At 66.9% G+C, this 12,268-nt stretch carries 15 protein-coding genes and 3 pseudogenes; 11 read left to right on the top strand and 7 right to left on the bottom strand.

The features are described 5' to 3' along the window. The first annotated feature begins 165 nt into the window (after window positions 1-165). On the top strand, window positions 166-690 hold the full coding sequence (locus tag ACTWQI_RS00090; RefSeq protein ID WP_443266159.1) for a GNAT family N-acetyltransferase: 525 nt from the start codon (window positions 166-168) through the stop codon (window positions 688-690). 78 nt (window positions 691-768) lie between these two features. After that, window positions 769-1,755 (top strand): LLM class flavin-dependent oxidoreductase, encoded by a 987-nt coding sequence (locus tag ACTWQI_RS00085; RefSeq protein WP_443266156.1) that lies wholly within the window; start codon window positions 769-771, stop codon window positions 1,753-1,755. A gap of 68 nt (window positions 1,756-1,823) precedes the next feature. On the opposite strand, the gene ACTWQI_RS00080 is transcribed toward ACTWQI_RS00085, so the two are convergent. Beyond that, window positions 1,824-2,147 (bottom strand): hypothetical protein, encoded by a 324-nt coding sequence (locus ACTWQI_RS00080; protein WP_443266154.1) that lies wholly within the window; start codon window positions 2,145-2,147, stop codon window positions 1,824-1,826. Between the two features lie 389 nt (window positions 2,148-2,536). Next, a complete protein-coding gene (locus ACTWQI_RS00075) occupies window positions 2,537-2,713 on the bottom strand; it encodes a hypothetical protein (protein ID WP_443266152.1) in 177 nt (58 codons plus the stop codon). Window positions 2,714-3,098: 385 nt separating this feature from the next. Here ACTWQI_RS00075 and ACTWQI_RS00070 point away from each other — a divergent pair, with 385 nt between their 5' ends. Together ACTWQI_RS00070 and ACTWQI_RS00065 are read left to right on the top strand one after the other, a co-directional pair. Continuing rightward, window positions 3,099-3,551 carry a GntR family transcriptional regulator gene (locus tag ACTWQI_RS00070; RefSeq protein WP_443266150.1) on the top strand — a complete coding sequence of 151 codons (453 nt, stop codon included), beginning with the start codon at window positions 3,099-3,101 and terminating at the stop codon, window positions 3,549-3,551. Beyond that, window positions 3,548-4,450: a phosphotransferase enzyme family protein gene (locus ACTWQI_RS00065; protein WP_443266148.1), complete on the top strand. Its 903-nt coding sequence runs from the start codon at window positions 3,548-3,550 to the stop codon at window positions 4,448-4,450. Before ACTWQI_RS00070 ends, ACTWQI_RS00065 begins: the two co-directional genes overlap by 4 nt. A gap of 149 nt (window positions 4,451-4,599) precedes the next feature. On the opposite strand, the gene ACTWQI_RS00060 is transcribed toward ACTWQI_RS00065, so the two are convergent. Together ACTWQI_RS00060 and ACTWQI_RS00055 are read right to left on the bottom strand one after the other, a co-directional pair. Further along, complete coding sequence (locus ACTWQI_RS00060) at window positions 4,600-5,595, bottom strand: hypothetical protein (RefSeq protein ID WP_443266146.1); 996 nt, start codon at window positions 5,593-5,595, stop codon at window positions 4,600-4,602. A 117-nt stretch (window positions 5,596-5,712) separates the two neighbouring features. Further along, complete coding sequence (locus tag ACTWQI_RS00055; protein ID WP_443266144.1) at window positions 5,713-7,086, bottom strand: hypothetical protein; 1,374 nt, start codon at window positions 7,084-7,086, stop codon at window positions 5,713-5,715. A 1,079-nt stretch (window positions 7,087-8,165) separates the two neighbouring features. On the opposite strand from ACTWQI_RS00055, the gene ACTWQI_RS00050 reads away from it, so the two are divergent. The 6 genes from ACTWQI_RS00050 (at window position 8,166) to ACTWQI_RS00025 (ending at window position 10,905) form a co-directional block, all read left to right on the top strand. Next, complete coding sequence (locus tag ACTWQI_RS00050; RefSeq protein ID WP_443266142.1) at window positions 8,166-8,429, top strand: DUF6284 family protein; 264 nt, start codon at window positions 8,166-8,168, stop codon at window positions 8,427-8,429. After that, window positions 8,429-9,550, top strand: coding sequence for a conjugal transfer protein (locus ACTWQI_RS00045; protein ID WP_443266140.1), 1,122 nt, complete (start codon window positions 8,429-8,431; stop codon window positions 9,548-9,550). The genes ACTWQI_RS00050 and ACTWQI_RS00045 overlap by 1 nt, the downstream gene beginning before the upstream one ends. Beyond that, window positions 9,550-9,918, top strand: coding sequence for an RRQRL motif-containing zinc-binding protein (locus ACTWQI_RS00040; protein ID WP_443266138.1), 369 nt, complete (start codon window positions 9,550-9,552; stop codon window positions 9,916-9,918). Before ACTWQI_RS00045 ends, ACTWQI_RS00040 begins: the two co-directional genes overlap by 1 nt. Window positions 9,919-10,020: 102 nt before the next feature. Next, the gene (locus ACTWQI_RS00035; RefSeq protein WP_443266136.1) at window positions 10,021-10,287 is read left to right on the top strand and encodes a hypothetical protein; all 267 of its coding nucleotides are present in this window, start codon (window positions 10,021-10,023) and stop codon (window positions 10,285-10,287) included. 103 nt (window positions 10,288-10,390) lie between these two features. After that, entirely contained in the window at window positions 10,391-10,711 is a 321-nt protein-coding gene (locus ACTWQI_RS00030; protein ID WP_443266133.1) for a DUF6251 family protein, read from the top strand. After that, window positions 10,708-10,905, top strand: a complete 198-nt coding sequence (locus tag ACTWQI_RS00025) for a hypothetical protein (RefSeq protein WP_443266131.1) — start codon at window positions 10,708-10,710, stop codon at window positions 10,903-10,905. The genes ACTWQI_RS00030 and ACTWQI_RS00025 overlap by 4 nt, the downstream gene beginning before the upstream one ends. A gap of 187 nt (window positions 10,906-11,092) precedes the next feature. On the opposite strand, the pseudogene ACTWQI_RS00020 reads toward ACTWQI_RS00025, so the two are convergent. Continuing rightward, a pseudogene (locus tag ACTWQI_RS00020) lies at window positions 11,093-11,416 on the bottom strand (transposase); the annotation flags it as partial. Between ACTWQI_RS00020 and ACTWQI_RS00015 the strand changes: the two are divergent. Further along, a pseudogene (locus ACTWQI_RS00015) lies at window positions 11,412-11,611 on the top strand (IS5/IS1182 family transposase); the annotation flags it as partial. The pseudogenes ACTWQI_RS00020 and ACTWQI_RS00015 overlap by 5 nt on opposite strands. 23 nt (window positions 11,612-11,634) lie before the next feature. Here the strand turns inward: ACTWQI_RS00015 and ACTWQI_RS00010 are convergent. Both ACTWQI_RS00010 and ACTWQI_RS00005 read right to left on the bottom strand, forming a co-directional pair. After that, window positions 11,635-11,976: a hypothetical protein gene (locus ACTWQI_RS00010; protein ID WP_443266129.1), complete on the bottom strand. Its 342-nt coding sequence runs from the start codon at window positions 11,974-11,976 to the stop codon at window positions 11,635-11,637. A gap of 165 nt (window positions 11,977-12,141) precedes the next feature. Beyond that, a pseudogene (locus ACTWQI_RS00005) lies at window positions 12,142-12,268 on the bottom strand (IS5 family transposase); the annotation flags it as partial.

Below are 12,268 nucleotides of genomic sequence, written 5' to 3'. Positions count from 1 at the left end.
AGACTCACGCACACCCGTACGCCGCCACACCGTCGTCCGCACGATGGTGGGTATTTCCCCCGCCACCGCCCGCTGTCACGATGGGGGAGACCGGGGGGGTGCCCGGCGTTCGGCAGGGATAGGCCGGGGTGGGAGGCATGCGTGGCAGAGGTGTTCGTAAGGCACTTGACGAGATGGCAGGCCGAGCAGCAGCGCGAGGCCATCGCGGACATGTACGTCGAGACCCACCGCCGGGCTCAGGGCGAGGAGTTCCACGATCGCCGGCAGTTCCTGCGGCGCCTCGCCGAAGACGTCCAGCGTCCCGGGTTCGACATGGTGATCGCCAACGCGGCGGGACCGGTCGGCTGCGGCTACGGCTTCCGCCTCGACCGCGAGGGCGGATGGTGGCGCGACTTCCTAGGGCCCGTGCCCTGGGACGTCGAGGAACTCACTGCTTCGGGACAGGTCTTCACCCTCGCCGAGCTGATGGTTCTCCCCTCCTACCGGCGGCGTCACCTCGCCACCCGGCTCGTGGACCAGCTGCTCGCCCCCCTCGATGCGGAGCTGGTGACGGCGCGCGTCGAACCGACGAACGTACCGGCCCGCAGCGCGCTGCGGGCCTGGGGCTGGACACGACTCGGAGACGCCCGGACCGACGCCCAAAACCCCGTGTTCGAAGTGTGGAGCAAGCCATCGCGCCGTGACCTGTGACCACAGCTCAAGGAGCTCCGGCGCGTCCGACGAGGGGGTTCCAGGGGCATCCGAACGCATGATCTCTATGCTGACGACATGTTCGGTATCCCTCTTTCAGCGCTGGAAGTCGCGATGGTCCAAACGGGCGCCCGAGCCGTGGATACCCTGCGGGACACCGCGGCCTTCGCACAGGGACTGGAACGGCTGGGCTACCACCGGATCTGGTACGCCGAGCATCACCACTCGCCCGCGATCGGCGCGTTCCCACCAGTCGTGTTGACCGCGCACGCTGCCGCTTCGACCTCGGTCATCCGTCTTGGTTCGGGCGGAGTACTGGCCCCAAACCACGCACCCATCACGCTGGCGGAGCAGTTCGGAACGCTGGCAGCCTTGCACCGGGACCGCATCGATCTGGGCATCGGCCGCGGCCCTGGCACCTTCGACGAGGCCACCGCACGGGCACTTCGCCGCGGAGCCGGACCGGCGACGGATGCGGAGTACCAGGGCGACGTAGCCGCGATCCTGTCCTTTCTGGTCGACGAAGTCGCACTCGATCCGCTGCCGGAGCCATGGCTGCTGGCCTCCAGCACCGCAGGTGCCGCTCTCGCCGGGGGACTCGGCCTGCCGATCGCCATCGCACACCACATCCGGCCGGACAACACCCTCGCGGCCCTGGAACGTTACCGGGCGGCGTTCACCCCGTCCCGTTGGTGCAAGCAACCTCGGGTGCTGTTGTGCGTGGAGGCGGTGTGTGCCGAGACGGAAGAAGAAGCCGCGTGGCGAGTCGGACCGATGGACGTCGTCAAAGCCGGGCTCCTCAAAGGATTGAGTGAGATGCCCTTCCCCACGCCCGCGGACGCGGCCGCCCACCCCTTCACGGCGAAGGAGCGACAGGCGCTGGCCGGCTTCCGTGCACAGCAAGCCGTCGGAACACCCAAGACCGTCGTACACCGGCTCACGCAACTGGCTGGTGAGACCGGAGCAGACGAACTGATGCTGACTACACCCGTCTACGACCTCCGCGACCGCATTCGCTCCTACGAACTCATCAAGAAGTACTCCGAGACCATGACAGCACCGTAGGAACAACACCGGACGCGGCGATGCACACGCCGAGGACCCCGCCGTGCACGGCAGTCGGCTGGGTGGCCTCATTCGACACTCTCCTGGGGAAGAGGCTTGGGTTGTGCGCTCCCGACGTCGACCCGCGCCACGTGCGAGAGGGGGTGCTGCTTGCCGGTCAGCATCGGGTCGAACCGGGTCTCTCCGGAGAGGTAGCGGCGGTAGAACGCCGAGATGTACGCCGCGCCGACCCGGCGCTGAGCGGATTCGCCGAGCTGTTTCTCGTCACGCTGCTCGCTGTCGGTGGTGTAGCAGCCCCCGGGGCCGGGCCGCTTCTGCTCGCTGAAGTCGATGTCGTCGTTGGCCAGGAACTGGCCGCTGCTCGGTGACCATTGCGTATTGAAGTGAGACATGCACGGCGCACCCCGCGAGGTTGCACCGAATTCCGAACGCCGTCCACCGGAGGACGTCCGGATCTGCTGTGGCGCACCGGGAGTGTCTGCTCAACGTGCAATCGATCTGACCGGGTGCGGCGCTGTCGGAGGACGGATTCCAGAAAGGCCGTCGGCCGTGCCTTCCGGTGAAGGAAGGACACGGCCGACGGCCTACGGATAGATCAGGCGAGCGGATTCGCTCTGACCTGCGACGTTCTTAGACGTCGAAGAACTGATGTCCCGTGGCGACTACCTCGGGCTCTGAGATCCTCAGCGGCGCTGACCAGTGGGGGAGTGGCCGTCAATGGTCGTTGTTGGTCACCCTGGGGCACCCTCCGACGGCCCACAGACGGCCCGGTGTGTGGTTGCTAGGCAGATCCAAGCCGGGCGTCTAGGACAATGTCGCGGACAGGCTTGCCCTCCACTGCCGAAAGATCGATCTCGTCCACCACTTCGGCCGCCGCGTCGTAGGTGCGACGGCAGAGCGCGCGGCCGTCGGTGCTTTCCCAGCTCCAGGGCATCGCCCCGCGGAACACCTTCTGCATGAGCTTGGCAAGATGGGGGCCCGCAAGTTCAACGTGTACGAGCCCATCGTCCGTGGATACCTCCGCTTCCTGCGGAAAATGCAAGGTGCCATACCGCGAGCTGCACCGCCAGCGCACTTCCTTCCACGTTGTAGCCGAGCAGACGAGATCGACCCGAGCGACCCCGGCAGCCTTCACCAGGCGCTTTCGATGCTTGCTGGGTTCCCTGACGCCTAACAAGCGCTCCTCCCTCCCTTGCCCCGGCGCTCTGTGCACGGGGTGACCAGTCCCTGCCCATCAGGGCGCGCCGAAATGCGTAGACGAAGGGGAAGCAGTGGAAGTCGTCCTACAGGCAACGACGTGCCACGATTGGACCAGCTGAGGAACGAGGAGAGGTGGAGGCCGAGTGTCGCAGGCCAGTCCGCGAGGTACGTACTTGCAGGTCTCTGAGTCGCTGCGTCAGAAGATCAAGAAGGGCGAGATCACAGAGGCGCTGCCGTCTCAGACAGCGCTCATGAGTACGTACAGCGTGAGCCGCAGCACCATCGAGAGGGCGCTGAGCGCTCTCAAGGGTGAGGGTGTGATCGAGTCTGTACAGGGGGCCGGCTGGTACGTGGCGGGGAGCGGTGATCGTCGTCCGTTGGTCGAGAAGGTGACCGACCTGTTGCGGGCCGACGGAGTCAAGGTCGGCGACCGTTTCCCCACGGAGAAGGAGCTGTGCGACCGATTCGGCGCATCGCGTACCGCCGTCCGCTCAGCTATCGCGCAGATGGAAGGTCAGGGGCTCATCGGCAAGGGGGCCACGCGGGGGCGGGAAGTCCGCGCGCTGCCGGTCGGACGGGGGACCCAGACAGCATGACGACCAGCGAACGCACCGAGTTCGACGCGGACGCGGCAGAGGACATCCTGCGGAAGGCATGCGCCGTCGCGGATGTGGACCCGGACGGAATCGAGATCCTGCGGTTCGGGGACCACGCGGTGTTCCGCATCGACGGCGGCCGGATCGTCTCACGGGTCGGCCGTAGTCCCGACCGGCTGTCGTCCGTGCGCAGGGAAGTCGCCGTGGCGCGGTGGCTCGCGGCTGAGGGGTACCCGGCGGCCCGGCTCGTCACGGAGGCGGAACAGCCCGTCGTCGTCGAGGGCCACCCCGTGACCTTCTGGGAGGGGCTTGCCGACGGCGAGGCGTACGCGGGTACGGGCGAGATGGGTGAACTGCTGCGGCGGCTCCACGAACTGGAGCCGCCGCCTTTCTCATTGCCTCCGCTTCGCCCCTTCGAAACGGTCCCACAGCGTTTGGAGCGTGCCGCGATCCCGGACGCGACCCGCGCGTATCTCGGTTCCATGGCTGAGCGGTTGGCGGCTGAGTACGACTATCTGCGGTTCCTCCTTCCCGCGGGGCCCCTGCACGGAGACTTCAACGTCGGCAACGTCCTGCACGACGGGGCTGGCTACCCCAAGGTCATCGACCTGGACGGCTTCGTCACGGGCCCACGCGAGTGGGATCTCATGCAGACGGCCATGTACTACGACAGCTTTGGTTGGCACACAGAGGCCGAGTACGCCGATTTCGTCGTCGGCTACGGCTTCGACGTCCGGCAGTGGTCGGGGTACGCCGTCCTCCGGAGCGTCCGTGAACTGCTCATGATCACGTGGCTCTCCCAGAACGCTGGCGCAAACCCGCGCGCGGCTGAGGAAGTCGAGCGGCGGGTAGAGACCCTGCGCTCAGGTGGCTCACGCCGTGATTGGGCGCCGTTCTAAGTCCTCGTTCTGGGCACGCTGTTGGCTTTTCTCTTCCGCCGCCTTGAGGCGAACTTCGCCTAAATCGTGGGGCGTTGGTGGATCCGCGGCACGGCATGAGACGCGCACGCGACAGTAGATCGTGCGTTTGGGGCCTGGACGACGCGGGGCTACTCGATCAGTTCAGGGAGGACGGCTGGGAGTTCGCTGACGGTACGGCTTGCTTCGGTACACGCTTTTTGGGTGCCTTCTTTTTTTGGGGGCTTCCGCTTCGGCTTATCGTCCTCAAGTGATGGCTCAGACACCCCCGCACCCATACGAGAGCTCGTCGCCAGTACCTCGTTAATGATCTGGCGTCGAACCTCTACCACATGCTCGCGGTCCAGGTTCTGGGCAAGTCGCTCAGCGGTCAGGTAGTAGCTGTTGAGTACCGGTTGGTCGAAGTACCGGTTCAGCTGCCCAATCGAGTCCCTGTACAGCGTCATGTACGTCCTACTGACGAACCCGGAGAGCAGCGTACTGAAGGCGGCTAGAGCTGCAATGAACCAGCGGATTTCTTCCAGGGGAACGTACGCGCCGCCGCATGCGGCTAGCACGAGCAGGAACAGCCCGACTCCCATCGCCATGCGGGACGACTTGAATGCCTTGTCGGCCTGCTCAGTGACGATCCGGTGATATCGGCCGATCTGGTCCTGATTCAGCTCCATGAGCGTGGCCAGCTCGGTGGTCTTGCGAAGCTTTTCGAGGGCCTCGCGATGGTAGTCGGCCTGAGCTTTCAGCTTTGCAGTGAAGCCCTCGTTCTGGTTCTTCATGTACTGCCGCCGGGTAATCAGGAAGAAGATCAGGGCGACAACTGCACAGGCGAGCGCGATCGTCATGATCCACACGAACGGCGTCGGATCAATCGGTTCGGCGGGCATTTTTGGCTTCTGAGGCGGCGTCTCCTTGTCTGCCTTGACCCATCCGTCTGTGAATAACGTGAGTGCGAGAGAAGCTGCGAACACGGCAAGGGCGGCAGCCGTGGCAGCGAACATCCGCCGTTGCCGCGCACGACGCTCGCTCGCCGCCGCGAGACGACCCCAATCTGGCACAGACGCTCCGAAGAAGTTCGCCTTCCAGAATTCACGGTCATCGTCACCGTCATTACCGGTCAGGGTCGTACTCATCCTACGCCCTCCTACTCACGATCAGGCACGGAAGCCTAGCCCTCGCTACTGACAGGCGCAGGGCCTTCGCCGCAAACAGCAGGACCACTACGACGAAGTGCAACGCGAGCAGGTCTGTCACGCCGCTTGCTGCCAGAGGCGGAAGCCGCGGGCCTGCTCTGCGAAGTCGCGGAACTCCGCGGCCCGCTGCATGCCTGGTGTGACGCGCCCCTGGAACTCTCGTACGTACTGCACGCAGCGCGCGGACTTCAGGCTCTCACCAAGTTGCAGGGCCGTCAGGGCGACGTCGAAGCCGCGGCTGATCTCCCCTTGGGCAACGTAGGACTCAGCCTGAACCATGGTCGCGAAAAAGTCGCTTCGGTTGTTGAGGCCGTCGCCGACGATGGACCCCGCACCACGCTCCGTGGCTTCGACGGATCGTCCCAGGTCACGGAAGCAGTGACCGAATTCGGCAGCAAGCTCCACTTCGTCGAAGTACGCGATCCATGGCGGGTCGCTGTCGGGGGTGCGGAGGCTGAGCTGTCGCTCTGCTTCGGCAAGCGCCAGGTCGCACCCGCGGGCGTCGTTCATACGGGCAAGGGCCCTGGCTTCCATGGCCCGGAACTGAGCCGCCAGGGTGGGCGTGAGGCTTGCTGCCGGCCCCATGCTCGCCGCGCGCGCCAGTGTGGCGGCTTCGCGGTAGTTGCCGACAAAGGTCGCTTGGTGACTCATTGCAGAAAGAATGCTGCTGCCCAAGAGCCTGTCACCTGCCGCTTGCGCCATCCGCAGGGCCTGAACGAAGTAGCGCTGAGCGGCACCGTGAAGACCGCTGTCGTACGTCATCCAGGCAGCGGTCAACAGCGCTTCGGCGACGGCGTTGTGCAGTTGCCTGCCGACGTCATCCGAGTACTGGCCGTCCAACATGGGCCGTACGTCCGAGTGCAAGTACTGGATCAGTGCCCGGCGGGCGTGGCCACCGCCGAACTGTCCGTCGAGCCTGGCGAACATGTCGGTTGTCGAGCGGATCATTTCCACGTCGGCCACGCCGACGGCCCTGGTACCGGATCCGGTGAGACTGTCGTCGGGAGGGGCGACGAGGAACCGCACGGATGCCTCGTGCCACGCGATGGAGTCCGGTTTCGCCTTGACTAAGACGTCGGATTCAGCGAGATCGGCGCGCCAGAGATCAGACACGGTCTTTGCCGTGTCTTCAGGGCGGTCCGCGAAGTCGAGGCCAACATCGGGCTGAACAGCGGCAGTTGCGGCGGCACCCATGCCGATGTCATCAAGCGTGAGTGATCGTCCTACCTTGCGGCTGAGCGCATCGGCTATGAAGTGGGGAAGGTCGCCGCGGGGGATGGCGCCCTTCAGCCAGCGGCTCACGTACGTGTGATCGCACGTGATGTCCTTCCCTGCGCGAGCAGCGGCGGTGATGACTGCACGAGCGAGCGCCTTGTGCGAGAAGTTGCCCTCTTCCATGAGCGCAGCCAGTTTGCCGTTCCGGTCTGCCATTGCTCCCCCTGGTCGCGGTCACTGCCACCATGGCGCCCCTACCACTCTACGCAGGTCAAGGCGGGGGTGTAGAGGGACTGCACCCCCCACTGCACGAGTACACCCCTTAGTGGACGCTCCTGAACTACGTTCCCGCTGGCAATAGTTGAGTCATCGCCACGGGGCAGTCGGCGGTTCCGAGATCAAAAGCCAGAGCGCTTGACGACGCGGAATCCATCTGCCAACGTGAGTGGTAGGTAATACAGACCACGCACGCCCGGAGGGGTGTGTACGACGCACGTGTAGAGGGCGGGGGACGCTGCAAGCCCGCTAAAGGCCAGGGGACAGGGCTTAGGCCCGACTGGCGAGGTGGCCCGGTGACCGCGAGCAACGGCCGGAGGGTGGGGACCTGGTCCCCCTTGCAGTGCAACACCCAGTGGACAACGGCGGAGAGGAGTTCTGGTGCATCGACGACATTGATGGGCGCCGCCGTGGTTGACCGGCTGGCGGCGCCTGGGCGTCATCCCGGTTCGCAAGAGGCGCACGCGCCTGCGGCCAATCCGGTCCGCCTCTTCCTGCCATCGCAGCGGCTAGCGCTGCGGCCGGTTGCCTCCTCCGCCCGTCTCGCACGGGCGGGGCTGAGGGGAGCCGGAACTGGTTCCACAACGGAGTGCGGCCCCGGTGGTGCAACACCGGAGCCGCGTACAGGCACCTGCGATGGAGGCACCTGTGATCACCAGTTTGACAGATGCGGAGCGGGCCGAGCTGGCCCGGAAAGCCCGCGAGGCGACCAAGCGCAGCGAGGACAACGCCCGTGCGCGGGGTGGCCGCTGATGGCCGACTCCGAGCATGAGCGGACCAAGCCGCCGCTGCCGGTGCGTCCGCCGCGTCCCCATCCGCATGCGGCTGTGATCTGCCGCTGATGTAACCGCCCCGATGGTCGTAGGCCGGGTTCGACTCCCGGCCGGGGCACTTCGGCTGCCGACGTGGCAGCTGGGCCGCCGGATCCACGGACGGCATTCCTGAAACGGCGCGCGGCCCCGGTGCTGGCACACCGGGGCCGCTGTTTGGGCCGTTCCTACCTGAGAGGAGCACGACCCGTGAAGCACATCGGTGCTGTTCAGGCGGTCGTTACCGCCGACGAGCCCAATCGCGAGCCGACGGCCGCGGAGCTGGACGCCATCGAGCTGGAGTGGCCCGTCATCCGGGCGAACATCGAGCTGCTAGACGCGCAGATCATCACCCTGGACCGCACGCCGACGGAGCTGGATCAGCGGCGGATCCGCCGGGCCCGGCGCAAGGTGTTGGCCGCGCGTCGCGCGCTGGCGAACCACAGCACCTCTGGTTCACCGGGGGTGGCCTGATGGAGTGCAGTTCGCTGACTAAGGCACAGAAGGCCGTTCTGGCCTGTGCGTTTGTGCCGATGCTCGCCACTGGCATCGCCGGGGGTGTGGGCACGTACAGCAACATCAGCCGGGCCTACGGCCAGGGCACCGCGCTGGGCGCGGTGGCGGCCGGTGAGGGCGCCACGGTGGTGCTGGCGCTGGTGCTGCTCGGGCTGACCATGCTGGGGCAGTCCTCCCCGTGGCCCGTACGCGCGGGCCTGTGGGCCCTGCCGGTTGCCGCCTCGGTCATGGCCGCCATGGCGGCCGATGATCCGGGCCGGACCGTGATCTACGCCGTGACCCCGATGGGCATGTGCGTGTCTGCGGAGGGCATGGCGTTCCTGGCCCGCCGCATCGTCGTCCACACCGACGGCCGGGACGCGGAGGCGGAGCGTAGGGCCGTCACCGTCGTTCAGGCCCTCGCCTTCCACCGGGCCGTCGCCGCCAACCACCCCGACGAGAAGGTACGGGGTCGATCGGAGCGCACGTCGTGGCGGCTGGCGCGGAAGGTCGGCGCCGGGGACGTAGCCCTTGGCGCGCGTCTGCTGGACGTCCAGCGCGAGCGCGTGACGACGGGTGCCGATGCAGCGCTTGCGGAGATGTTCTCCATCGCCGTCACGCCCGCCCCGATCCCGACCCCGACCGTGGACACGAATGCGGAGGAATCTACCGAGACCGAGAGGAATCGGTCTACGGCTGACCTGCCGGAATCGACTCCGGCGCTCGCCGTGCTGACTCGGGCGCGGATGCCCGATCCGGTGGCAGTCGACTGCGTGAAGTCGACTCTTCCCATCAAGCCCGTACCGGCGATCGCACCGCCCGCCCCGACGCCGACCAAGCCGATCCAGCGACGGACGGTGGCGGCCGACTCGCCCCGGCCCCGTCGGGCGACCGGTCGGGTTCCCGCCGCCGCTCGATCGGCCCGACCGAAGCGAACCCCGGCCCAACTGCTCGACGAAGCACGCACCGCGACGGCCGATTGGCCGGACGCGGAGCTGACCGCCGAAGGCATCCGCCGGACGGTTCGCACCTCCCCGAAGAACGCGCGGATGCTGCGGGACACGCTGCGTGCCGAGCGGGCCGGTGAGGCGGTGGCCTGATGTCTCCAGCGTTCGGCAAGTGCTACGACCCCAACGGCGCCCGGTACGGCGTACCCACCTTCCCGTGGCGGTTCGCCCCGGATGGTCTGGCCACGCGACGGCAGTTACGGGCCCGTGGCTTAAGGCCCGGGGGCCAACCGGTCGCGGCACAGGTGATGCGCGCCAACCGTCGGGCCGGGGGCGTTCAGCTCGCCTACCTCTACCGCATCGACGGTGCGAAGCCGGTCCGGCCGATGACCTCGCGCAAGTGGGGCGCACTCGCCCTGGCGATGCTCGCCCGCCGCACCTGCCCCGCCTGCCATACGGACGCCGGATACGTCATCCCCGCCTCGCTCGGCATGTGCGTGCCCTGCGCCTACCCCGACTGACCAGCGCCGCCAGCCCCGGCACATCGGCCGTGAGGGCGCCGGATCGAATCCGGCCCGGGGCACGCACCACCAACCCGATCACCGAAGAGACAGGAGACCACCGTGGGCTGGCTGACCCCGAAGTACCCGAAGTCTGACACCTCCGGAGCCACGGGCACCCCTACCACCCGCCGCGAGCGCCGTGCAGCCAAGCGACAGCCGGTGGACCACAGCACGATCAGCGAGGCCGACATCCGCCAGGCCGAACGGAACGGCTGGCGAGTGGACCGGCGCTCCCGGCACATCGTCATCGAACGCACAACCTCCAACGGCGGCTACGAGATGCGCAGCTTCACCGTCCTCGGCAACGGCCGCTACGGCAAACGTTGACCGGCCACCCGCGGCGCTCAGACCCGGACCCGGCGTGACGCTGCCGGATCGAATCCGGCCCGGGGCACCCCTGCACCATCCGCCCACCCGTGAAAGGACCCGTATGGACCAACTCCCCACCCCACGTCTGCCGACTGTCGTGCGGCTCCCGGACGGCACCTACGCCTACGCCGACCAGGCCGCGTTGCCGGTCCAGCAGGCCACGCAGCCGATATGTGGCTGCCAGCACGGCCCGCAGGCATCGGCTGTCCGGTCGTCGAGCTGGACGCCCGGCAAGGTCGCCGCGGTCGCCGGTGCCGTGTGTGTCTGCGGTGCGGTCGCCACGACGTTCTTCCTCGCTGCGGCCATCGCCTTCCCCAGCATCGCGGCCAGCCTGCTCGTCCTGTGGAAGCTCTACCAGTCCGTGCTGGGAGGCAAGCGGTGAACGCGAAGCGGCACAGCTGGGAGCACAAGCACGCGCACCGCAAGGTGTGCCGCCATTGCGGCCTGCTGGCCGACCAGCGGCCCCACCCCTACGCCCGCCGCTGGTGGACCGAGTGGACCCTCAACGGTCGCTGTTGGAACACCCTGAACGGCGACAAGACCCCGCCGTGCCCGCCCGTCCCCCGTGAGGGCTGACCTGCCCCTCCGTGCAGCAGGACGTGTGTAACGCACGCCCTGCTGGCGCGGTGGGGCCGGGACCGCCCCGGCCGCCGCCAAGCGCCTGCGCCGCGGACGCTGACAGCCCCTCAACCACCGTCCGCCTACGGCCCTTCACCACCCCCGGGCGGGGCGGAAGCCCTAGGGCCTGTTGTGAAAGTGCTGATCACAGCCATTCGTTGATGGCTGCGATCAGCACGGTCGCTTCGTAGCGGACGGCGAGTTTGTCGTACCTGGTGGCGACGGCACGGTGGCGCTTGAGGCGGTTGATCCCGCACTCGACCGCATGCCGCTGTTTGTAGTCGTCCCGGTTGAACTTCGGCGGCCGCCCGCCGCGTGAACCACGCTCCAGACGGTTACGGGCCCGGTCCGCGGGCACGGGGATCGTGGCCTTGATTCCGCGTCTGCGCAGGTAGGAGCGGTTGCTGCGAGAGTCGTAGGCCTTGTCGGCTCGCACACGGTCCGCGCGCTTTCGCGGCCTGCCGCACTCATCCCGCGCCATCCGCAGCCATCTGCGGTGCCGGGGAATCCGCGCGGTCATCCCGCAGCCGTTTGACCAGATCAGCCACCGCCTGCGGCGAGGCCGCCAGAGCAAACACCGTCGAGCGCTGCATCAACCGCCTCAAGCAGTGGCGCGGCCTGGCCACTCCACCTCGCCGGCATCCTCATCTGGACCCGACGCTAATCAAGGAGACAGAACCTAGCGGCTCACATCTGCTTAGTGAAGGTCTGGTGGGCGACCCACGTTGCCTGCGAAGCGGGGTTGTTGACGGCATGACCGATGCCTGTCAGGTTGCCGTCGACGTCAAAGGTACCCGTGTACTGACCATGAGTGCCGCTGCTCCAGTTAACTCGGAAAATAATTTGAGTATCGGTTACCTTGGAGCTGGCAATTGGGCCGCTGTCCTGGCTAATTGGCCCGCCTGGGTGGTCATAGGTTGCCGTATTTCCATCGATGGACCCGTTGTTGAATTGACGGTCAATGGCCATCTTGACGACCGGTCCGTTACTCTGAGTGAAACTCCAGGTTCCCCTGACATCCTTGGTCATTGTTGTCACCCTCAATGCGTCTGGGCTGATAGCCCCTTCTCTGATGGTATTGCGTGGGTTGAGAGGGTGCACCTTGCAGGAATCTGTTTACGCTACAACGAACCATGCCGCGCGCACGGCTGGCGGCTTCCTCGCCGACCGGGCTAGGGCCGGTGAAAGTGCTGGTCACAGCCATTCGTTGATGGCTGCGATCAGCACGGTCGCTTCGTAGCGGACGGCGAGTTTGTCGTACCTGGTGGCGACGGCACGGTGGCGCTTGAGGCGGTTGATCCCGCACTCGACCGCATGCCGC

Source organism: Streptomyces sp. KR80 (assembly GCF_052245555.1).
Classification (GTDB): Bacteria; Actinomycetota; Actinomycetes; order Streptomycetales; family Streptomycetaceae; genus Streptomyces.
This window is presented reverse-complemented; position numbering and strand designations above follow the sequence as displayed.

What these genes read in the sequence shown, in the direction of transcription:
- ACTWQI_RS00030 (WP_443266133.1), top strand. Translation starts at nt 10,391, where the DNA reads ATGGACCAACTCCCCACCCCACGTCTGCCGACTGTCGTGCGGCTCCCG.
- ACTWQI_RS00045 (WP_443266140.1), top strand. Translation starts at nt 8,429, where the DNA reads ATGGAGTGCAGTTCGCTGACTAAGGCACAGAAGGCCGTTCTGGCCTGT.
- ACTWQI_RS00080 (WP_443266154.1), bottom strand. Translation starts at nt 2,147, where the DNA reads ATGTCTCACTTCAATACGCAATGGTCACCGAGCAGCGGCCAGTTCCTG.
- ACTWQI_RS00040 (WP_443266138.1), top strand. Translation starts at nt 9,550, where the DNA reads ATGTCTCCAGCGTTCGGCAAGTGCTACGACCCCAACGGCGCCCGGTAC.
- ACTWQI_RS00010 (WP_443266129.1), bottom strand. Translation starts at nt 11,976, where the DNA reads ATGACCAAGGATGTCAGGGGAACCTGGAGTTTCACTCAGAGTAACGGA.
- ACTWQI_RS00065 (WP_443266148.1), top strand. Translation starts at nt 3,548, where the DNA reads ATGACGACCAGCGAACGCACCGAGTTCGACGCGGACGCGGCAGAGGAC.
- ACTWQI_RS00085 (WP_443266156.1), top strand. Translation starts at nt 769, where the DNA reads ATGTTCGGTATCCCTCTTTCAGCGCTGGAAGTCGCGATGGTCCAAACG.
- ACTWQI_RS00060 (WP_443266146.1), bottom strand. Translation starts at nt 5,595, where the DNA reads ATGAGTACGACCCTGACCGGTAATGACGGTGACGATGACCGTGAATTC.
- ACTWQI_RS00075 (WP_443266152.1), bottom strand. Translation starts at nt 2,713, where the DNA reads ATGCAGAAGGTGTTCCGCGGGGCGATGCCCTGGAGCTGGGAAAGCACC.
- ACTWQI_RS00055 (WP_443266144.1), bottom strand. Translation starts at nt 7,086, where the DNA reads ATGGCAGACCGGAACGGCAAACTGGCTGCGCTCATGGAAGAGGGCAAC.